This is a genomic window from Methanohalophilus profundi (assembly GCF_004137855.1).
GTDB classification, from domain to species: domain Archaea; phylum Halobacteriota; class Methanosarcinia; order Methanosarcinales; family Methanosarcinaceae; genus Methanohalophilus; species Methanohalophilus profundi.
Map to the genome: position 1 here is coordinate 1,628,402 of NZ_QBKB01000002.1, position 21,551 is coordinate 1,649,952.

Here is a 21,551-nt window from a genome sequence, read left to right on the forward strand (position 1 = left end):
ATCCATTATGGGCACAAAGGATGTTAAACCAACTCGTTCCGAACTCATTGAACTGAAGAAAAAGATAAAGTTGTCCCAGAGCGGCCACAAGTTGCTTAAAATGAAAAGGGATGGTCTTATCCTGGAATTCTTTGAGATTTTGAACAAGGCCAAGGGTGTACGGAACGAACTGGATGACGCCTATGACAAAGCCACTGAAAAAATAGGGATCGCTGAGGCAGTTGAGGGCAGAATGGTAATAAAATCCACTGCTCTTGCTCTCAAAGATGGACCAGAAATAAGTCTTGAAAGCCACAACATTATGGGTGTGGTGGTCCCTAAGATCGAAGCATCCAGTGTGCATAAACCTATCAACAAAAGGGGATACGGTATTCTTGGGACAAGCTCCTACATCGATGAAACTGTCGATTCATATGAGATCCTTGTTAACAAGATTATTCTTGCAGCAGAGATTGAGACCACTATGAAAAGGTTACTTGAAGACATCGAGAAAACAAAAAGGCGTGTAAATGCCCTTGAATTCAAGGTAATTCCCGAAATGCAGGAAGCAATGGATTTCATCCGTTTCCGGCTGGATGAGATGGAACGTGAAAACACCTTCCGCTTAAAGAGGATTAAGGCATAATGCCTACTGCAGAACCTGATCGGCCAGGACTGGCCGACAGGCTTTTTTTTAAAATCACACAACCCAACAACCTTGCGCGTATTCTGCGCTGGGCATGGTTAATATCCCTTATGATGCTGGTATTTGGGTATCTTATCATTTATTTCAGGGTTTCAGAGTACTTGAATATCTGATTATACAATTGACTGGAATCATTCAGTAAAGTATATATATCTTCTTCCACTATATATGAACCGATAAATAAACAACATGCGGTTCTACTAGTTGTGATATTTTGCTCAACAAAGGTGATATACCTATTTAATTTCATTCTGCCTGCATTATTTTTTAGCTGTGCGTATGTTCTTATGCAATTTTTGCAGGCAAATTCATTCAATAAGTAATATAAATTAAAAATGTGGTACATTTATGACACAGCACACACAAGCACAAAAAGAAATAGCTAAAAAAATCGATTCTGATACTGTTATTGCCAACTGGAAGGACTGGAGATGGCAACTCAAGCACTCCATAAGTGACATTGATACATTTGAGACCTTACTTGACATCAAATTCAATCCCGGGGAAAAGGAGGAACTCAAGCAAACCCTGGAAAAATTCCCATTATCCGTAACTCCATACTACCTATCTCTGATAGATGCCGATGATTTCAGGAATGATCCCATATTCCTGCAAGCCTTCCCTTCACCAAAGGAGCTGGACATCGATGAAGACGATCTTGAAGATCCTCTTTCCGAGGATGAGGACAGTCCTGTTGAAGGAATTACACACAGGTATCCGGACAGGGTACTGTTCCATATAAGCAACACCTGTTCGATGTACTGCAGGCATTGCACACGTAAGAGAAAAGTCGGAGATGTAGATTCCATACCCACCAAAGATGCGGTTTCTGAAGGACTTGAATACATCAGGAATACCCCCCAGGTGCGAGATGTCCTGCTGTCAGGCGGGGATCCATTGATGCTGCCTGACGCTTATCTGGATTGGATTCTGACAAAACTGCGGGAAATTCCCCATGTTGAGATAATTCGTATCGGTACAAGGATGCCTGTCGTGCTTCCTTACAGGGTAACGGATAATCTTGTAGAAATACTCAAAAAGCATCATCCTCTCTGGATTAACACCCATTTCAACCATCCACGTGAAGTAACAGCATCTTCCAGAGAAGCCCTGCGCAAACTTGCGAATGCAGGAATTCCCCTGGGAAACCAGACGGTGTTACTTTCAGGAGTGAATGACTGCCACAGGATTATGAAAAGGCTTGTACAGAAACTTGTGCAAAACCGTGTACGTCCTTATTACCTCTACCAGTGCGACCTTTCGGAAGGCCTGTCCCATTTCCGCACTCCGGTGGGCAAGGGTATAGAGATAATGGAACACCTTATCGGCCACACAAGTGGTTTCGCAGTTCCTACCTATGTTATCGATGCTCCCCACGGAGGAGGTAAAATACCTGTCATGCCTTCCTATCTCATATCCTGGTCCACCAACAGGGTTATTTTGCGTAACTATGAGGGTGTGATCACCTCATATAAAGAACCGGATTCCTATGAGCCGATATACTGTGACCGTAAATGTGAGAAATGCAAACTACAGCTCAAACTTGATGATGCAGCTGAATATAAATCTACAGGTATTGCAAAACTGCTTGCCGATTATGATGAAGTTGTAAGTCTTGTTCCGGAAGATACCGAAAGAATGGAGAGAAGGGACATTGAGTGATATAATCGAAAAAATCGGCAAATCCCTGATCCAGCACGGTACGTACAACAATCGTATTTACCTTATGAAACTGGATACTGGCGATTTGCCGGATATTATACCTGAAATGGATCAGTTGGCAGAACAACGCGGCTATAGCAAGATATTTGCAAAAGTCCCTGCAGATTCCAGAGCTGCCTTTGATGCAAAGGGATATGTAAAGGAGGCCGGTGTTCCCGAGTATTATTCCGGCAAGAAAGAAGCCCTGTTCATGTGTAAATATTTCTCAGAGCACAGACAGGAGGACACACAGGACGAGGATGACCGGATCATCTCCACTGCCAGAGGTAAGGCAGGAGACATCATGAAACCTGAATTACCCGAAGGTTTCCTGGTCCGGATGTGTACGGAAGCGGATTTGCCTGTAATGGCAGAGATCTATGCCAGGTTTTTTCCTACATACCCTTTCCCTATCCAGGACCCTGCCTACCTGAAAGAGACCATGGAAGATAATGTTGTATATTTCGCAGTTGAAAATGAAGGTGACATAGTTGCCCTTTCCTCTTCAGAGATCGATTTTGAAAACCGGAATGCGGAAATGACCGACTTTGCTACACTCCCCCAGTTCAGGGGAATGGGTCTGTCCACTTATCTCCTCTCAAAGATGGAAAAAGAAATGAATAAGAAAGGGATCCTTACACTGTATACCATCGCCCGGGCCGCGTCCTATGGTATGAATACTGTTTTTGCAAGGCTGGGGTATGAATTTACCGGAAAACTTGTTCAAAACACCAATATATCCGGTAATCTTGAAAATATGAATGTATGGTACAAGCGCATCTGAGTAACTCTTAAATAAACATTCCCCATATAATTATTGTTGATCAAAAGGGGGAAGATGATGTTTTATGGAAGGCAGAGACAATCCAGGGAATGACAAAAAAGCAAGTTCAGGAAACTTTTGCCTCACAGCTTGATTCTACCGACTCCAAAATAAAACGACCTTCAGGACAAGATCGACACTATTGAATTAAATGTTCAATCTCTGCAGGAAGAAAGAAATGAAATTCGTGATTCCCTGCAGGCTATAGAACAAAACATGCAAACAATTAATTCTTCACATACCAACCTTCAGCAATTAATGGAAGACAACAGGGAAGTTGCTCAATCAAGTATGGAATATTCCAACAAAATTGTCCAGTGTTTTACGGATGATTTCGATGAACTCAAGACTTGCGGCCAAAAAAATGAACGCAGGATGGATACAATTACAGATACCCTTTCCCTTCTTATGGCAGACATATCACTTGTGAACAGCCAGAACCAGGAAGAAGGAAGTAAGGTTGAAGAATATCGGAAGGAAAGTATACAGTTAATCGAAGAACTGAAAACTTTGTTGATGAAGTACTCAAAAAAACAGGCTCTTCTGGTTACTATACTGGCGGCAATAGTGTAATAATAAATAATATTGTAAAAAATTCCACCAATCTAAAACTCTGTATGGAATGGCTTGAATATCTCATGGAACTTGTTGGAAGGAACAATTTACAGGATATCCTGGCTTATTACGAAGAACTTGGATGGATAAGTGAGGATGTACGCCTGGATCTTTTGAGGTATGCCGAAGGAATTGATTTCTATATCGAAAAAACCGACTGGAAAATGTCGCCCGATGATCATGTACGCTCCATCTGGTTTATGGAAAAACTAGCAGGACGTGAAATAGACAGGAATAAACTTTCTGTTGTGGAAAAAGATATCAAGAAAGTTAGGAATGGCACAGAGATCTACGGGTTATAAAAAGGTCAACTTTATTTTACAATATCCACTTCCAGTCCATTTTGTGTTACATGTAAATAAGTGATTCCTCCGGCTTTTACATCATAATTTAATGTTACTGAAGAAGTGTCATAATCTACCGGATCACTTTTACCGGGACTATTAATATTAAACACCACTGCACCATCTTTGGTGATCAATTTCAAATAGTGCTGGGTAAGGTCATTCAGTGAAAATGATGTGTTCCCGTCCTCGATGACAACGTCAGGAAGTTCAGTTGTATCTCCCGGGGTGTCCCATGACAAATCCGGATCTGCACCGTTGTTGGTGGGGGGAGCGTATTTCATCACAAAAGAATCATTTAGGAAATCCACTGTGCATTCCTGTTCATTTTTTTTGCCATTGACCTGGAATACGTCCACTCCTTCCCAGTACTCTATATAATCAGTACCCAAGGATGTATCCTTGTAAGTAACCTCAATCTCCAACTGGTCATTACCACCACTTTTGGAAAGGCTGTATGTCAGAGTCTTTGTACCCGAGGTTGCTTCTATTTTGTAGTTGGATGGATTCAATCCTTGATTGTCAGCCGCTTCCAAGTTCAGAGAGAAATCATAAATGGGATGGGGCTTTGATGAATTAACAGCCCCTATTTTAATCTGGTTGGTAAGGATCGTTGTTCCCATTGGGGGAACTACATCCAGTTCAATAATTGCGGTCTTATTCAGATCATCCTTTTCTACATTGGTATAGACCATTGACTCCGCATAATTGGCCCATGCATCATAATATTCACTTTCAATATAGATATAGATCTTATCGGAGGTCACAGGATTTGTTCTTGATGTGGATATAGATGTGTTGGGATACAAGACAAAAGGCTTGTTGTCCGATGTTACGGCAATATTTACTTCTCCTTTCCCTGATGTTGAGGAGGAACCGTTGATCGTCATTATGGGAATAGTGAGTGTTTTCCCATTGTAATGAAATTCCGGGGGTGAAACCATCACAGAACCTCCATTATCCCTGTATTTTGACCATACGCCACCCCCTTCATAAGCAATCTTTCTTTCATCGAGGGTATATTCAAAGGTACCCAACGGACAATTAAACTCGTCTATAGGTGTAGAATTTTTAGTGCTCTGGATAACGATTTTCATACTACTGCTATCGGAATTAGATTCATCGTTAACACTAACTTCGCCTCCCATGAGGGAAAACGAGGTAGTCTGGAGAGGAGATTCCCCGAGGGCTACTTTACTCATACGGGAGTCAAGAATAGTAAAAGCCTGTTCTACTTTTTGTGATTTTGAATTATCCTTCAGTTCATCGATTGCAGGGACGCTGTAGACCATCATTGCACTGATAGATACTACAGTAAGAGCAAACATGAGAAGGATTCCGATAACAGAAGAGACTGCTTTGCAGGAAACGGATAGGTTCTTTATTCGCAGCATACATCCACCATTATTCCACTCTCACCTTTATAGGTGAATATGTTATATATACATCTATATTTTCGGAAAAATCCCCTTTCCTTAAATGTACAGTTGTATTTGTTTCGTCTCTGTTTATTACCTGCATACCCATTGTTTCATTCAGGTAAGTTTCCCAGCCAGCATAATAGTCACTTTTCACAGTAATGTCAACAGATGAAACATTTTCATAAAAAAATACCGATGAATCCTCCCTGTCTGCAATAACCCTGATCAATCCCTCTCCCGAAATTCCATTTGAACCCATTACTGCAGCAACAGGTATTATCATATTGTTGTCAGAAAGGACAAATCCGGGCTTTTTGACCATAATTGTGCCTCCATTTCCATATCTTGCCCAGACACCTGTATTTTCATAAGCTACTGCAGTTCCTTCATAAGAATGTTTAATTTCTCGCATTTGCCTCTTGAATGTTTGATTCTCCAAAACTGCGGGCGTTGATGAAGAATTCCAGGTCTGCATTGTTACATTGATGGTACTGGTGCCGCTGGCCAGGACATTACCTCCATACATTTTTAGTTCAATTGATTGTGAAGGAGCTATATCGAAAACTAATTTATTGATATTTTCGCACAGTACAATATGGCTCTGCTTTATATTTTCCGTATGGCCGTGCTCCTGAATATTTTGAAGGGCAGGATAACCTGCAACTCCTATGATAGATATGGCTATTAACATTATTCCAAGTATCAATATGGTATCAACTACTTCCGACACTGCCCTTTCGGACTTGAATATTTTTTTGGGAACAATATGCATGAGATCGCCATTTTTCAGTAGACTTCTATTATATCCGTAGTACGGTTGTAAAAGAAGTAATGCTCACCGGTTGCACTGTCTATAGTAGCGGATTCTATATCTGTTGTTGTCAATTCATAGGGTATCTGGACTCTGGTTTCAGCAATACCGTCTGATTCAAATATTATTTCCTGTGTTTTGTTTGAAATTTGCATATAATAATATTCATCCGCTATTTTCATAGGTAACACAATATCGGATTGTATTTCTTCAACATCCCCTCCGGATTTTCTGGTAAGGTTTATTGTTGTATCAATCTTAGTAAGCTGAAGAGCAATGCTACTGCCATGTATTTCGAATTGCTCCCGCATAACGGAATGTTCATTCCGATCCATCATTACATAGGAAGAATTCATCACAACCATAAATACCATGATCGTTATTACAAATGTCAATATAAAACCGATAGCTGTAGAAACTCCCCTCCTGTCATGGTATATTTTTGCACATTAATCACTCACGGGACCGTTACGGGGAATGTCACATTGATTTTGTTTTTACTTGTAGCGATATCTACCGTTGCATTGATCATCTTGTATCTCTCACACCTGAATGATTCACCGGTGGAGAGTTCTCCTGATAGTGAATAAAGTCCAATAATATTGCTTGAGTTTAAATATTTAAGGCTGTATGTTTTCCCTGCTGTACTGTTGTCAAATTTGTAGGTTACATTGCCTTTGATATCTATGAAAGACGGGTCGATGTTATACGTTTGATTTGAAACATTAGCCTTTATATTACTTCCGTCATCGTATATTTTCATAAACCAGATGGATGAACCGGATTGATTTAAGGCATGCACCTCGAAAGGTTCGGATATGTCCCCCAGATTACTGGTATCGGTTAATTCCATTGTGAAATTATCCGTAGCTTTCACATTATCGATTATCGTCCAGTTCTCCTGCCCTGAGGATAAACCGTTTTTTGTAAAATATGCATCATAGAGAGTACTGTTGGTAAATGAAAACGATACTCCACTATATGCATATAATAGCGTAGTTTCACGGGAATAATTTTCGAGATAGCGACTGAAGACTGTATGATTGAAAGAAGTACCTGTGGTGGCATTGTAATAGGCTGCCTTGGTTGCTTCATCGGTCATACGGGCAATATTGGATACTTCAAAATAACTGATATCATTATTGGATTCATAGGCCATGTTACTCGCATAAATAATATTATTTAGCATTACAGTTGAAACTACGACCATAAATCCTATGGTAAATGCAGCAAGCAGCAACATTTGTCCTGAATCATTAGACTTATCCATCATTTACTCCCGTTTTTACATACGCCACATTGTGAGTTTTACATCAACTATATTGTAGAAATCCGTTGTATTGTCCATATCTGGAATTGAAGTTTTGTTCTCAAAGGAAGAAGGATTTGTAAGGTCGCTATTTGAAAGTACAACTTTCCTTGAAACTATCACCGCATTATCTGAAGGGTCACCGTTGTATATGTAAGGTGATGTGAGAGTATTCTCTGAATCCAGCCTGAATGTAAATTCCATATTGTGGCCGATCCCTTTTGCTACCAGAGTTTGTTGCAGTAATTCTTTGACCGGGCCACTGATAGTATCACTGCCGTTTGTCCGGGATTTATAGTGAGTAGCATTCCAGACATATTCATCACCACTCCAGCCTATAATCTCTTGTTTGAGTTGAGAGTCCTGATCATATTGTGAATGGTCAAGTGCCATTACCATATCCTGGCCCAGGGTATATAGCTGTGATTCAATGTGCGCATTTGCTGTAGAAGATGTCAAAGGAGTAATTGTGGTTGCCTGAACGGCAAATATGAGTACACCAATCATTACCATCGCTGCCATTATGGCTTCAAGGGTGTGAAGTTGTGCCGAATCATTATTATGAAAAACAAATTTCAGTGCCAATTTACCACACCCTGACAGATATTGTGGCGGTTTGCACATTATTGTTTTCTGAATCTTCAAAAAGAACAGTTCTTTTGTTTGTCCTATATTTCCAACAGAAGGCAGGGTATTTCCAGCCATGTACATTGTTGCTGAACTATTTTCGATAGTTACATTAAGGTCATAACTGTTAAATTCCCCTTTTAATCCGAGAGAGGACAAAGTCGTGTCATAACTGTTATTAAGCAATAAAAAAAAAAGTTTCCGTATTCTCACTGTTAATGAGGTTGGTGGTGGTCATATCTCCTGAACCCATTTCTTTTTCAGTAATGGTTACTGCCACACGATCTGCAAGCAGGGTTACTTCATCTGATTCAGAATGGAATGGCGTAAACAACCCGGAAGTATAATTGAACACAAAAAAAATTACAAATATAAAAATTGTAATTGCGGCCAGGTAATCGATTGTAATCTGGCCCTTCGTATCTGTTTTAAGCGAATTATCTTCTATTAACCTGTACGTCATCATATTTCAGTCCATTCAAAAGATGCCAGAATATGTCTATATATTATCGATTTCCTCAAGTATGTTTATTTATTATTCTTAATTATAAAAATATGGCGATGAATGTTGATGGTATTGAAAGCAACTTCTGTGTGTACCAATATGTAAGATTTATGTACACAAAAAACAAAAGAAAAAATTAAAGGGGCCTCTGTACCCCTTCATTTGCATCAGATGAAGTGTCATCAACTTCTTCAAAATCTGCCACATAGGTATATGCGGTATCATTATTCTCGATCTTACGATATGTGACTACCACAGATGCGATCACAACAATCGGAGTGGTAATCAGGGAACCAAAAACTACATAGCTGCCAATGCCACTGATTATCCAGAGGATAATGGAAATGATTGCCGTATCCAGGAAATTGTTTTTTCCGATCTCAATACTTTCCTTGATGGCATCAATTCCACTGTAGCCCCTGATGACAAGTAGTGGAAAAGCATACAGCAGCAGTATGGAAAGGATGATTCCCGGTATTATGAGCAACATGTAGCCAGCTAACAATAGAACAGCCGCCACAATAGCGAAAACCCAGCTTCTCACGAAGTGATCAAAACCACTGAATACATCTTTGTAATCAATAGGCTCTCCCTTTACACTCCTGACAGCCATATCTACCAGCCCATAGAACAGCGGGGCAATTGTCACAATAAGAATCGAACCTATCATAGCAACCAATGTAGCAATGATATATGTCACAAAGTTTTCTTTGAAAACATCCCATGTGTCTGAAAATATCTTTTCATAATCCATAAATGATCTCCTGGAATTGTGTATAATTACGACTCTAAAATATATGAGAACTTTATTATATAAATAGATAACCTGTCGATTTATAGTCATCCATGTGAGGGGGCCAAATGGATTGCTCAGGTTGTATTCTCTTGAAAAGCAATTTAATGCAAAACATCATAGTAAAGTCAGGAGGATAAGAATGAAAAATTCCATCACCAAGAGTTTTGAAATGGGGGATTATGCAATAAAAGGAGCACAGATTGATGGATTCTCCATGAGACTGCATGACCGCGAACATTTGAGCACTGAGGTTAAATATGTGCCAGCCTGCTGTGACAGTTTCACAAAAGAACAGGTTGAGGAACTAATCCGCAGAATTATGGAAAAAGCAAGAGATTTCATGGAAAAACTTCATGAAAACATCAAATGCAAAGTCATTTTCATGGATTTTGAAGAAACGGGTTTCGCACCTGATAGTGACATACCATCAATAGAAGTGCGCTCCCTGGAAAAGTTACACGTAATATACAGGTTTTCAGTGGAATATTACATCTAAAAAATAAATTACAGGAGTTGGGTAGATTCTTCCTGTTTTTGCATTTTTACAACTAAAAAGCGTAGAATCCCGTCACCGGCGTTACCCACTAGATGGGGGATCTTTGCAGGACTCTCAATAATTGAATCCTTCTCCACAATCTCGGCTTCATCGCCAATTTCAACTCTGGCCTTGCCTTCAAGTATATAGAAAAACACATCCACCGGAGTAATATGTTTTTTCAGAGACTGCTTGGGTTCAAGGGTTATGTGCATTGCCTGACCATGGTCTGATGCATACATCTTTCGCACATCTGCACCATGCGGATTCTTTTTTTGCTCGGCATCTTTTACGTATCTGATTTGCATATTAAATTCTCCTAAAGAGGGGATGGGAGGCTTTAGAGCAGCCTCTCCAGATCATTTTCTACAGTTGTGTTCTTGCTGATGTTGAAATTTTCAACCAGCACGTTCAAAACATTCGGGGAAACAAATGCCGGCAATCTCGGCCCCAGTACAATGTTCTTGACGCCAAGGCTTAGCAGGGCAAGCAATACAAGGACTGCCTTTTGCTCATACCAGGCAATATTGTAGGAAACCGGCAGATCATTTATGTCATCCAGTTCGAAGGCTTCAGCCAGCTTTTGGGCAATGACAACCAGTGAATAGGAATCATTACACTGGCCTGCATCCAGTACCCTGGGTATGCCTCCGATGTCTCCCAGATCCAGCTTATTGTACCTGTACTTGGCACAACCTGCTGTAAGAATTACCGCATCCTGTGGCAGTTGTTTTGCAAATTCAGTATAATACTGCCTGTCTTTGTGACGGCCGTCACAACCCGCCATTACAATAAACCGGGAAATCTGGCCGGCTTTTACTGCATCCACTATCTTGTCGGCAACTGAAAGGACGGCATTGTGTGCAAATCCGGCAGGTATTGCGCCATTTTCCAGTTGTTCAGGTGGTCTGGATTGTTTTGCCATTTCAATGATTTCTGAGAAATCTTTTGTACCGTCTTCTTTCTCTTCGATGTGCTTGAGTCCTTCAAATCCGACCATTGCTGTTGTGAATACCCGGTCTGAATAGGAATCCTTTGGAGGTACAAGACAGTTTGTGGTCATAAGCACAGGACCATTGAATTTTTCAAATTCGGTCTTCTGTTGCCACCATGATCCACCATAGTTGCCCACCAGGTGTTCGTACTTCTTGAATTCTGGATAGGCATTGGCAGGCAGCATTTCTCCGTGGGTATATACATCAACACCTGTGCCTTCAGTCTGCTTCAGGAGCTGGTCCATATCCTTCAGATCATGCCCACTGATAAGGATTCCCGGATTGTTCCCGGTTCCAATATTAATTTCTGTGGGTTCCGGATGACCATAGGCTGCCGTGTTGGCTTCATCCAGCATTGCCATTGTCTTAACACCGAAACTTCCACATTCCAGCACCAGGCCTGTGAGATCATCTACTGATAGGGAGTCATCAAGAGTGGCTACCAGTGCCCTGTCAACAAAAGCTTCAATATCTTTATCTTTGTGACCAAGTACACGGGCATGGTATGCATAAGCAGCCATTCCTTTTAGACCATATACCAGTAATTCTCTCAGGGATCTGATATCTTCATCTTCAGTTGCCAGGATGCTGACTGAATCCGTGTTTCCAAGTTCCTCCGGGTTGACCGTTGCAGCCTGTGGAAGATCGCTCAGGTCCACTCCATGTGCCTGGAGTTCGGATTTAAGTTGTTCCCTTTTATCATATGCATCCTGAATCCATTTCTCGAAATCAGTAGCACTGAAGTTGACATTGGTTACTGTCGAGAAAAGGGCTTCTTCCATGAAATGGGAATCAATATAATCTTCTGGTTCTCCTTCCTCTTGCTCGTTTCCTTTCAGGGCATTTATTAATCGGGTTTTCAGTCCCGGATTTTCGGGAACTGTGTCTCTTGCTTTCTGGTTGACAGCGGCAAGCCCTTTGAGCATATAAATAAGCTGGTCCTGCAGATCTGCAACTTCATTTGATTTCCCGCATGCTCCACCCTTTGTACAGGCTTCTCCTTTTGCTGTTTCTTCACATTGGTAACAAAACATATTTTCCTCCACACTTTATAGATATTTTTCGACATTTATATCTAGCAAAGTATCTTCTTGATACTAAGTATTATTAGGATACTGGTTTATATAATAGAAGGTTTCTAATTAGATACTATGAAAGATTGCACCATTTACAAGATGATGGACATAATTGGCAAGCGCTGGACCCTGTGTATCCTACTGGAATTGCATAAAGGAGATAAATACCAGAAGCAATTCAATGAACTCAAAGCAATGCTGGGGGATATTACACCAAAAATGCTGTCTACCCGCCTGAAGGAACTTGAGGCACATGGACTTGTAGAAAAGAAAATTGATTCCTCGGCCATCCCTGTAAAATCCTTCTATTCGTTAAGTGAAAGTGGACAGGAATTTATCGAAATAATCAAGGAGATCAAGGGATGGGGTCTCAAATGGAAATTTGACAATCCGCTTTGCAGTGTTTCCGATTGTAAGTATTGTGGCGTTGCAAAAGCAACCGACAACTAAAACAGTAATTTTATCGGGCAGATATTTCCAATATTCCCCTTGCCGCCAGGATTCCGGTTGCAGCAGCGTTAACTATATCCCTTGAAAGACCTGCGCCGTCCCCTGCTGCAAACAGGTTCTTGATACTTGATTGCATATTCTTGTCAACCTTTATTTTCATGGAATAGAACTTGACCTCCGGAGCATAGAGAAGGGTGGAGTCACAAGCCACGCCGGGAATGATCCTGTCAAGGGTTTCCAGTCCCTCTATGATATCCATAACTATCCTGTGCGGCATGGCCATCGAAATATCCCCCGGCGTTACATCTTTTAGGGTATTTACCACAGGATTTCTTGTAAGACGCGCTTCAGTGGAACGCCGCCCTCTTCTCAGGTCTCCCATTCTCTGGAGGACAGGTTTGCCCCCTCCTATGGTGGTTGCCAGTTTTGCCACCGACCTGGCATACTTGATTGTATTTTCAATGGGTTTTGTCAGTTCGATGTGTACCAAAAATGCGAAATTGGTATTCTCAGAAACCGTGTCATGCATTGAATGCCCGTTAGTGGCAATGAATCCTTCGTACTCTTCCCTGACGACAAAACCGTGTTCATTGGTACAGAAAGTGCGTACAAAATCATCATATTTGCGGGTCTGGATGTGGAATTTCGGATCACGGTTAATTTTGGTCACAGGGTCCATTATTATGCCGGGAACTTCAACACGAATCCCGATGTCTACTCCTGCATAATGGGCATCTATTGAATGTTTATCAACGATTTCATTAACCCATTTTCCCCCGATCCGGCCTGGTGCCAGAAGCGTATAACTGGATTCTATTGTCCTGCCGTTATTCAGGAAAACACCCTTGCAGACATTGTTCTCAATCCAGAGATCTTTCACATCAGTGTTTAGAAGGAAATCCACTCCATTTTCATCAAGTTTCTTTTTAAAGTTTCCAATAACAGCAGGTGCGTTATCGGTTCCTATATGCCGTTGCCTTATATCGATGAATTTTGCTCCCACAGACGCAGCCCGGCGTTGAAGTTGCTCTACATCTTCTCCCTTTGGCGAGATCATTTTTTTTGTGGCACCACACTGCAGGAATATATTATCCACATAATCCACAAGTTCCCATGCCTTCTCCTGATCATGAGTGAATTCTAACAGGTCTCCTCCGATATCCGGTCTTAAATTCAGGGTCCCGTCAGAAAATGTCCCCGCTCCGCCAACTCCACACATGATGTTGCAGGGTGTACAGTGCATACAGTGTTGAACGGATTCCATAGGACAATGTCTTTTTTCGACATCTCTGCCCCTGTCAATTACCAGGATTTTCAAACCATGACCGGAAAGTTCATTGGCTGCAAACATCCCGGCAGGCCCGGCTCCGATAATAATTACATCGTATCGATTGTTTACTGCCATAATACCTCCATTTTCTACATAAAACTGGATTTTTTATGATTAAATAGTTGTCCATATTTTCATGCTGTATTTCGCTATAAATCCAAATATCTGCTAATGGTCCGGACTAATGATTCTTACCCGGGGTCCAAAATTAATATAAGTTATTTGGATAGAGTATTCCATAATAATTTTAGAAAGAATAAAGCCAATGTATACAATTTAAATGGGGGTCCAATTTTAACAAGTGAAATATGACAACTTGTGGATTATTTCCTTTCAGGAGACGAGTATTGTTGAAGATAGATCTTAAATCGGAATAATTGTAAAAATTTATGAAAAGGAGGAGTTTCATGGAGCAAAATAAACAGAAAAACCCGATAGTAGCACTTATTCTTTCCTTTATCTTTCCGGGACTGGGGCAAATCTATATCGGCCAGCAACAAAAAGGTGTTTTATTCGTAGTCATCGGAATATGCCTGTTCCTGATGATCTACATACTTATTGGAATTGTCCTTTATCCTTTGTTCTGGTTGTATTCAATGTATGACGCTTACACGTCGTCCACAAAAAGCAATGTTAAATAACCTGTAACAATATTGGAACTGAGTACCCCATTAGAATTTTCTATATTAATGGGTGAATAAAGTTGATAGTAAAAGCAGTTGGGGATATGGTGGTGGTACGATACAAAAGCTGCTTTGAACTTTATTCACCTCTGATTCAATGCATTGTTTGCAATACATATAAATTTGGCGAATGGATCAAAAATAATCCAATGTAATCATCCAGGGCAATTTTGTTCACCATAAGTAATTAGTAACAGGCCAACTTATTCTTTTATAAAAATAGATTTATAGCCATACTACATTGTCGCTTAAACTGAATTAGGAAATAAAATTTCCGGGATAAAATATGCAACTCAGTAACACAATACCTGAAAAATGTACATCAATGGGCCAATTTTTGTATACCAATTGTAACACTTTTTCAGAAAAGGTTATCGAAAGACAATATGCCCGCCAACCCGAATTGGCTGCAAAGTATGGTGAAAAAGGAAAAAACTGTCATTGCAGGATTGTAGATATCACATATTCTATCTGGGAGAAGCTATCTGTGTTCATAGTAAACCTCTATTCCTGGATTACATGCAAAATGAGGAAAAAAGATACATTTAAGCTAACTTTGATGCCATAAATACACTGATTTTAAGGCAAAAAAGGATGAAATCGTAGAAATTGACTTGAATTATTTAATACTGTCAAATGGGTTTTCCTGACAAAAAAGTGAAATTTTTAGGTTGGAAGAGGGAACGATTTCTTCAGAAAGGAGTGGATATTGTCAAACTTGCAGATTATAAACGTACAATAAAGAAGTAGAACAGATACGACTGCAAGTATTTTTAAAATATTTCAATATCGACGCAGTTGAAAAGTATCATAGAAATATCATTTTAAAGTACAAAGAAACATGAACGAATAATTTTAGATTCAATTATACAAAGTTGTCAACTAGTTTAATAATATTACTAATTGGTTGCAATATATTCATGGAATTAATCATTACTGATAATTTCCAATAGACTCGAATTGTATAAATAAATAGTCCGGCAATGTTACCGGACATTGCTATTAATTATTCGATTTAACTTTACTTTTCACTTATTTATTGTACTTTACAGTATGCATGAACCATCCCTTAGCATATCTCCATTGCCCTGTCCATTGCCCTGTCCATTGCCCTGTCCATATCCAAGGGAATTATCATTGATACCATCACCGTCTTCATCAATGAAATTGTCACAGACTCCATCACCGTCTTCATCAATGAAATTGTCATTGATACCATCACCATCTTCATCAATGAAATTGTCACAGACCCCATCACCATCTACGTCTATGAAAGAAGCACTTGTTCCGTTCCCTATTCCCTGACCTGCAGCCATGGCAGATACTGTTAAAAGACTAACTAACATGACTGCCACAGCAATCACACTAAATGTTCTTATTTTCATTATTTTACCTCTCTATATTATTTTCTATACCTATTGGTTCTGGTTTATTCTACCTGAACCTAATAACCATATTCTCTGTTGAAAATATAAACATACTTTACTTTACAAAAACTTAGATATACATTTCCAGTAAAAATAAACCTTTAAAATGCTTTATTTTTAGTTGAATTGCTTTATTACCTATTAGATAACTCTTTTCAAGGCAATTATAGGGAAAAGAATAAATATAATTTTTTTATATGAGCTAAAATTGAAAAGTAAGGTCTCTAACGCCATATTTATGGGAAAATTTACACAATTACTACCCAAGGTTAAGCAGATTCAAAAAATTTATTGTGAAAAGATATTCATTCCATGAAAAAACTAAGAAATGGATGATTTGCATTCGCTATTTTAAAATCAAATCTATTTCAAATATTAAATAAAATTATTTTATAGATTCAATTTGCTTTTTCCATAGTAGGTATTTTTACTATGACAGTAGTTCCCTTATTTTCTTCACTTTCTACTTCTATCTTGCCCCCATGAATTTGTACATAATGGTTTACCAGTGTTAGGCCAATACCCAAACCACCATGTTTTTTTGTAAGAAAATCATCGAGTTGTTTGAAAGGGTCTAACAAAAATTGTATATTTTCTTGTGCAATGCCAACTCCATTATCAGATACCTTTAGTTCTACACAATCTTCCTTGTGGCCTATACTGACTTTAACAATACCATTTTGATAAGAAAATTTTATCGCATTATCCAGAAGATGATACAATATTTGATTGAACATCTCTTTATCTACAAAAATATTTTCAGTTATATCTCCAGTTGTGCATTGTATTTGAATATTATTTTTTCTAATTTTTGGAGTTAACGTTTTTTTGACTTCACAAAACATGTCCTTAAAATCATAATATTGTGGGTTAAAATTGTCTGTTTCTGATTTTGTACTTGCATAATCAAGTAATTTATTTATTTCTGTCAAGAGATTTTTCCCACTATCATTTATACGTTCAGCATAACGCTTTTGCTTTTCATCAAGGTTATCTTTACTATTTAACAAAATATCTGAAAAACCAATTATTGAATTAAGCGGTGTTCTCAACTCATGACTCATGTTTCCAATAAACTCAGATTTTGCTTTATTTGAAGCTTCTTCTATCAATCTGGCTTTGATAATTGCAGTTTCTGTTTCTTTTCTTTCAAGAAAGCCGCTCACCTTGTTTGATATCAAGGAAAAAATATCTATATCCTCTTTTTTCCATGATAAGATTGCTTTTGAATTAGTTAATCCTATAAATCCTGTAAGTTTATTGCCTTTCCATAAAGGCAGGATTAATATGGATTTTGTGTTCAATTTATTAAGTAATTCTTTTTCAGATACCGCTTCTTCTGGCATTGCATCCAAATTTTTGACATATATTATTTCGTTATTTTGAAGTTTTTCCATAAACCAGGTGTATTTATCGATGCTCAAAATTTGCAGATTTTGATTTTGTATTTCTAAGCCTTCAGCATTCCATTCGTAAGTTTTATCCATTAACTTACCATCATTTCTAAAGAAAAATGCATAAGATTTGTCCGATTTTGTAAGTTGACCCAATTTGTTTAGAGTACTGTTCAAGCCTTCCTCTAAAGTTACTCTTTCTACAAAAATATCTAGGATTTCATTAACTACAGTTTGTATCTGGAGTTTTATATTCAATTGTTCTTTGTATTCTTCCCTAAGTAAGGTTCGGCCAATCATGTCAGCTGCTATATTAAGAGCATTGAGTTCCTTGTCTTCCCATTCTCCTGTATCAGTAGTATTATCGAGTCCTATGAATCCTGCAAGTTCTCCTTCTTTCCATACAGGTAGCACTAGTATAGACTTGATATCTTGCATCTGTAAGATTTCTTTTTCAGCTGATGCTTCTATTGGAAGTTCATCTACATCTTTGATATGTATTATTTCATTGTTCCCTAATTTTTCCATCCACCAAGGGAACATATCAGAAGGTAAATCTTGTAGATTTCTTTTTGTGGCTCTATTCCTTCTGCACACCATTCATGGGTATTGTCCATCACATCTCCATTTTCTTGTAGGAGAAATAGATATGACCTACAAGCACCTGTCAAGTAACCTAATATTAACAAGGATTTTTCGATAGCTTCATCAAAATCATCGAAGTCTACAAGGTTTGAACTCATAACTCTTGTAGCTTCTTTTATCCTAACATTTTGGAGAAGACGCTGTTCACTTTTCTTTCTTTTATCAATCTCAAGATGCAGTTTACGATTGGCTTTTGTAAGTTCTTCTGTCCGTTTATCTACTTTCCTTTCAAGGTCTTCCCGGTATTCGGCAAGTTTTTCTTCTATATGTTTCCTTTCTGTGATGTCCTCATGTGTTCCAGTCATACGTAAAGGAAGACCTTCCCCATTCCAACTAACAACTTTTCCTTTATCGTGGACCCAAACCCAATGTCCATCTTTATGTTTCATGCGTATTTCGCAATCGTAATATTCTGTCTCTCCTATGAAATGTTTTTCAAGTACTTCAAGGGATAAGGCGAGGTCTTGTGGACGAGTAAATTTCATCCATGTATCAACTGAAAGCGGTTTAAGTTCTTCCATATCATAGCCTATGATCTCAGCCCATCTATCATTAAAAACCACTTCACCACTTTGGACATTCCAGTCCCACATACCCAATTCAGTTGCCTCGATTACAAACTGTAACCTTTCCTTGTTTTTCTGAAGTTTGTCTTCTGCTTCTTTTCGATTTGTTATATCTCGAGAAACACCCATTAATACATTTTTTCCATTCCAGACGCCTCGGGTAACTTTTGTTTCTACAGGTATTTGTGTTCCATTTTTTGTAAGCAGAGGTATGGGACAGCATTCCTTTGTGCCTTTGAGCATTTTTCTACAATAGAAATAGCTTCATTCTGACGATTTTCAGGATGAAGGTCAATTACTGTCATATTCTTTAGCTCATTATCAGTATATCCAAGTTTGTCGTAGAAAGCTTGATTCACCTTAAGTATGCTACCATCTTCACCTAAAACAAAAAGAAAGTCTTCAATTGTAGAAAACATCTTCTCCAGATTTATTTGCTGTTGGAACAATGCTGTTTCAGTTCTTATTTTTTGAATAATTTCTCCCAAATGGGAAGCAATAGTTTCAACAGCCATTTTTGTGGCCATTGTCATGTTTTCATGGGAATGAGAGCCAAGATTTATTGCAGCAATTACTTCACCCCCAACTTTGATAGGTATCACCGCAATTGCTTTAAGTTCTTCAAAAGAGTTATTTTCTGCAACTGGAAGAAGATGAGAATATGTAGTGTATATAGGTTTACCCTTCATAACAAGCTGAGCTTGTGGGGATTCTGCTTCATAATAAGAAGTTTTTTTAATAAATTCATCAGAAAGCCCATTATGTACAACTAATTTCAATGCCCCACTTTCTTTTTCAAGAAGATAAATGCCTCCTGCATCTATCGACTCTATACGGAGTAAGTTGGTCAGTACATGGTCCAGATTTGCTTCTAGCCCATTTGAAGTATGTAATCCCATTGACATATCGTGTTGTATAGTGAGAAGTTGCCTCTCATTTTTTTGTTCTGTTATATCAATAGCATTACATGTCACATATTCAACTTCACCATCTTCTCCAATATGAGGAATTTTTGTAATTGACAAAAGATGGAAGTTATCTTCTCCATCAGGAACCCATTCTTCTGTTTGAATAGCAATTCCAGAGCTAAAAAATTTTTTTTATTGGTTTCTATATATGATTTACTTATATGTTCAGGCAAAACCGTATCAATATGGTTTCTTTCTATTTCTTGTTTATTTTTTCCCAGAAAATCTGCATGTGTTTGATTTATTGAACCATATGTATATGGGTCAAGAAGATACCAAGTATGGATATCGGTTGTGTAAAAAATATTAGGCGATACTGTAATTTTATTCATGTAGCTTCTCCAAAAAAATATATGCAGGAATAATTAATAACAACTTTAATCTTGTACACTAAATGGAACCTATACAATCTCCTATACTTAAACATTCTGCAAAAGATAATCCCTGTATATTAAAATTATCAAATTAGGTCATAAATCCTCCCATTCTAATTTGATGAAGTAAATTCACACATAATTTGCAAATGAATTCGTTTGTTTGACATTATTTTGCAAATACAGTACTTAGCTAATTTTGAGCATCTGAACCTAACAACACCCCCCAATAGCTTTATATGCGGCGAGAACGCCGCCATATGTCATTTCTATCATCCAATTCAAGGATCTGTGAGAAGGTAGAATTAAGACCAAAACAGTGTATTGATGCTGCTCTTAAACCACTTCTAGAGAATATCGACATCAAGATAAACGGTTCACTTAACTCTAAAGATCTATTTTACACTGCCATGTGTATGGCAGTGGATAAGAGTTCCGTTCATTCTGCATCAAAACACTATCAAAAGATTCCATGTGAGACATCTTTGAGATATCATCTCAGGAAACTAAGTCTTGAAGAACTTATCCAAACAAATCAAAGCATTCTTCTCCACAGTTCTGTCGGTACTCTGAAACCAGAGAAAAGTATGAGTTTGCTATCGATTTTACAAATGATCCATATTATGGAAAAGTTGATTCATTCAATCAAGACTACGTGATACGTAGTCTGGCCAAGAAATCAACAAACTCTTTTTATTCATATGTATCACTGTGTTGAAAGGAATAAAACAAAGGTTGATTACCTCACTTATTTCATAGACCTGATCGAAGAACTGGATTTCAATATCAAGGTACTTTGTCTGGATCGAGAGTTCTATTCAGTTGATGTGTTTGAGTTCTTACAGGACAAGGAGATATCTCACATTACACCAGTAGTAAAAAGGGGAAACGCAATTAAGCAGCTGCTTAACGGGAGAAAAGCAAGGTCTGCTGAATATGTAATGAAGAATGCCCAAAAACAAGAAGTTCAACTGGATATTGTAATTGATGTGAAGTATATGAAAGGTAAAAGAGGCAAATACGGATGTGAAAACCTCGGGTTTGTTGTTTATGGAGTTAAGTGGCCTCCAAGGAAGGTTAGTAACGTCTACAGAAGACGGTTTGCTATCGAATCATCTTACAGGATGAGAAATATTGTTAAACCAAGGACATCAACAAAAGATGTAACTTTCAGATATTTCTTTACAATAATATCATTCCTGCTCAGAAATGTGTGGCTATATCTCCAGAAAAAGCATTTTACAATTGTAAAACCAGGGCCAATAACCATTGATGAAGACAAGTTCAGGTTTGCCAGGTTTATTCTGTTTGTTGAAGAATGGCTTAGGAGAAAGTTAAGGATTCAGCTAGTAGTGCAGTGTTTAAGGTAATTCAATAATGGCAGGAACAAGATGGAGGGAAAATTAGAGAACTACTGAAATAGACAAATATTTTATTACTAAAAACCTTACTAAAGGCGGAATACTTCAGA

Annotated in this window: 24 protein-coding genes and 1 pseudogene; 10 read left to right on the forward strand and 15 right to left on the reverse strand. The window is 38.4% G+C overall.

Going from position 1 to position 21,551, the window contains the following annotated elements:
• Nucleotides 1-7 precede the first annotated feature (7 nt).
• From C9889_RS08785 to C9889_RS08805, 5 genes are all read left to right on the forward strand, one after another.
• Nucleotides 8-625, forward strand: a complete 618-nt coding sequence (locus tag C9889_RS08785) for a V-type ATP synthase subunit D (RefSeq protein ID WP_129598836.1) — start codon at nucleotides 8-10, stop codon at nucleotides 623-625.
• A 408-nt stretch (nucleotides 626-1,033) separates the two neighbouring features.
• A complete protein-coding gene (gene kamA, locus C9889_RS08790; RefSeq protein ID WP_129598838.1) occupies nucleotides 1,034-2,347 on the forward strand; it encodes a lysine 2,3-aminomutase in 1,314 nt (437 codons plus the stop codon).
• Nucleotides 2,340-3,170: a putative beta-lysine N-acetyltransferase gene (gene ablB / locus C9889_RS08795; RefSeq protein WP_129598841.1), complete on the forward strand. Its 831-nt coding sequence runs from the start codon at nucleotides 2,340-2,342 to the stop codon at nucleotides 3,168-3,170. Before kamA ends, ablB begins: the two co-directional genes overlap by 8 nt.
• A 255-nt stretch (nucleotides 3,171-3,425) precedes the next feature.
• Nucleotides 3,426-3,782 (forward strand): hypothetical protein, encoded by a 357-nt coding sequence (locus tag C9889_RS08800; protein WP_129598844.1) that lies wholly within the window; start codon nucleotides 3,426-3,428, stop codon nucleotides 3,780-3,782.
• Between the two features lie 44 nt (nucleotides 3,783-3,826).
• Nucleotides 3,827-4,126, forward strand: coding sequence for a FlaD/FlaE family flagellar protein (locus tag C9889_RS08805; RefSeq protein WP_263854004.1), 300 nt, complete (start codon nucleotides 3,827-3,829; stop codon nucleotides 4,124-4,126).
• A gap of 11 nt (nucleotides 4,127-4,137) precedes the next feature.
• Here C9889_RS08805 and C9889_RS08810 read toward each other — a convergent pair whose 3' ends face one another.
• From C9889_RS08810 to C9889_RS08840, 7 genes are all read right to left on the reverse strand, one after another.
• Nucleotides 4,138-5,562: a DUF7289 family protein gene (locus C9889_RS08810; protein ID WP_129598850.1), complete on the reverse strand. Its 1,425-nt coding sequence runs from the start codon at nucleotides 5,560-5,562 to the stop codon at nucleotides 4,138-4,140.
• Between the two features lie 10 nt (nucleotides 5,563-5,572).
• On the reverse strand, nucleotides 5,573-6,361 hold the full coding sequence (locus C9889_RS08815; RefSeq protein ID WP_129598854.1) for a DUF7289 family protein: 789 nt from the start codon (nucleotides 6,359-6,361) through the stop codon (nucleotides 5,573-5,575).
• 14 nt (nucleotides 6,362-6,375) lie between these two features.
• Complete coding sequence (locus C9889_RS08820) at nucleotides 6,376-6,774, reverse strand: hypothetical protein (RefSeq protein WP_129598857.1); 399 nt, start codon at nucleotides 6,772-6,774, stop codon at nucleotides 6,376-6,378.
• 83 nt (nucleotides 6,775-6,857) lie between these two features.
• Nucleotides 6,858-7,673 carry a hypothetical protein gene (locus C9889_RS08825; protein ID WP_129598860.1) on the reverse strand — a complete coding sequence of 272 codons (816 nt, stop codon included), beginning with the start codon at nucleotides 7,671-7,673 and terminating at the stop codon, nucleotides 6,858-6,860.
• 12 nt (nucleotides 7,674-7,685) lie between these two features.
• On the reverse strand, nucleotides 7,686-8,522 hold the full coding sequence (locus C9889_RS08830) for a DUF7288 family protein (protein WP_225420050.1): 837 nt from the start codon (nucleotides 8,520-8,522) through the stop codon (nucleotides 7,686-7,688).
• Complete coding sequence (locus tag C9889_RS10545) at nucleotides 8,515-8,802, reverse strand: DUF7287 family protein (protein WP_225420051.1); 288 nt, start codon at nucleotides 8,800-8,802, stop codon at nucleotides 8,515-8,517. The genes C9889_RS08830 and C9889_RS10545 overlap by 8 nt, the downstream gene beginning before the upstream one ends.
• 175 nt (nucleotides 8,803-8,977) lie before the next feature.
• Complete coding sequence (locus tag C9889_RS08840) at nucleotides 8,978-9,595, reverse strand: glycerophosphodiester phosphodiesterase (protein WP_129598863.1); 618 nt, start codon at nucleotides 9,593-9,595, stop codon at nucleotides 8,978-8,980.
• Between the two features lie 181 nt (nucleotides 9,596-9,776).
• On the opposite strand from C9889_RS08840, the gene C9889_RS08845 reads away from it, so the two are divergent.
• Nucleotides 9,777-10,133: a hypothetical protein gene (locus C9889_RS08845; protein ID WP_129598866.1), complete on the forward strand. Its 357-nt coding sequence runs from the start codon at nucleotides 9,777-9,779 to the stop codon at nucleotides 10,131-10,133.
• Nucleotides 10,134-10,141: 8 nt separating this feature from the next.
• On the opposite strand, the gene C9889_RS08850 is transcribed toward C9889_RS08845, so the two are convergent.
• Both C9889_RS08850 and hcp read right to left on the reverse strand, forming a co-directional pair.
• Nucleotides 10,142-10,480, reverse strand: coding sequence for a cupin domain-containing protein (locus tag C9889_RS08850; protein WP_129598868.1), 339 nt, complete (start codon nucleotides 10,478-10,480; stop codon nucleotides 10,142-10,144).
• A gap of 32 nt (nucleotides 10,481-10,512) precedes the next feature.
• Complete coding sequence (gene hcp / locus C9889_RS08855) at nucleotides 10,513-12,201, reverse strand: hydroxylamine reductase (RefSeq protein ID WP_129598871.1); 1,689 nt, start codon at nucleotides 12,199-12,201, stop codon at nucleotides 10,513-10,515.
• Nucleotides 12,202-12,318: 117 nt separating this feature from the next.
• On the opposite strand from hcp, the gene C9889_RS08860 reads away from it, so the two are divergent.
• On the forward strand, nucleotides 12,319-12,693 hold the full coding sequence (locus C9889_RS08860; RefSeq protein ID WP_129598873.1) for a winged helix-turn-helix transcriptional regulator: 375 nt from the start codon (nucleotides 12,319-12,321) through the stop codon (nucleotides 12,691-12,693).
• A 10-nt stretch (nucleotides 12,694-12,703) separates the two neighbouring features.
• Here C9889_RS08860 and C9889_RS08865 read toward each other — a convergent pair whose 3' ends face one another.
• A complete protein-coding gene (locus tag C9889_RS08865) occupies nucleotides 12,704-14,098 on the reverse strand; it encodes an NAD(P)/FAD-dependent oxidoreductase (protein WP_129598875.1) in 1,395 nt (464 codons plus the stop codon).
• 332 nt (nucleotides 14,099-14,430) lie between these two features.
• Here C9889_RS08865 and C9889_RS08870 point away from each other — a divergent pair, with 332 nt between their 5' ends.
• Nucleotides 14,431-14,664 (forward strand): DUF6677 family protein, encoded by a 234-nt coding sequence (locus tag C9889_RS08870; protein WP_129598878.1) that lies wholly within the window; start codon nucleotides 14,431-14,433, stop codon nucleotides 14,662-14,664.
• A gap of 1,088 nt (nucleotides 14,665-15,752) precedes the next feature.
• Here C9889_RS08870 and C9889_RS08875 read toward each other — a convergent pair.
• From C9889_RS08875 to C9889_RS08895, 5 genes are all read right to left on the reverse strand, one after another.
• Nucleotides 15,753-16,091, reverse strand: coding sequence for a hypothetical protein (locus tag C9889_RS08875; RefSeq protein ID WP_129598880.1), 339 nt, complete (start codon nucleotides 16,089-16,091; stop codon nucleotides 15,753-15,755).
• Nucleotides 16,092-16,531: 440 nt separating this feature from the next.
• Nucleotides 16,532-18,055 (reverse strand): GAF domain-containing sensor histidine kinase, encoded by a 1,524-nt coding sequence (locus C9889_RS08880; RefSeq protein ID WP_164999323.1) that lies wholly within the window; start codon nucleotides 18,053-18,055, stop codon nucleotides 16,532-16,534.
• Entirely contained in the window at nucleotides 18,043-18,981 is a 939-nt protein-coding gene (locus C9889_RS08885; protein ID WP_263854005.1) for a PAS domain-containing protein, read from the reverse strand. Before C9889_RS08885 ends, C9889_RS08880 begins: the two co-directional genes overlap by 13 nt.
• The gene (locus tag C9889_RS08890) at nucleotides 18,912-19,763 is read right to left on the reverse strand and encodes a PAS domain S-box protein (RefSeq protein ID WP_164999324.1); all 852 of its coding nucleotides are present in this window, start codon (nucleotides 19,761-19,763) and stop codon (nucleotides 18,912-18,914) included. Before C9889_RS08890 ends, C9889_RS08885 begins: the two co-directional genes overlap by 70 nt.
• Nucleotides 19,709-20,038, reverse strand: coding sequence for a hypothetical protein (locus C9889_RS08895; protein ID WP_129598888.1), 330 nt, complete (start codon nucleotides 20,036-20,038; stop codon nucleotides 19,709-19,711). The genes C9889_RS08890 and C9889_RS08895 overlap by 55 nt, the downstream gene beginning before the upstream one ends.
• A gap of 302 nt (nucleotides 20,039-20,340) precedes the next feature.
• Here C9889_RS08895 and C9889_RS10910 point away from each other — a divergent pair, with 302 nt between their 5' ends.
• Together C9889_RS10910 and C9889_RS10915 are read left to right on the forward strand one after the other, a co-directional pair.
• The gene (locus C9889_RS10910; RefSeq protein ID WP_263854006.1) at nucleotides 20,341-20,739 is read left to right on the forward strand and encodes a hypothetical protein; all 399 of its coding nucleotides are present in this window, start codon (nucleotides 20,341-20,343) and stop codon (nucleotides 20,737-20,739) included.
• 33 nt (nucleotides 20,740-20,772) lie between these two features.
• Nucleotides 20,773-21,450: pseudogene (locus C9889_RS10915) on the forward strand (transposase); the annotation flags it as partial.
• Between the last annotated feature and the right edge of the window lie 101 nt (nucleotides 21,451-21,551).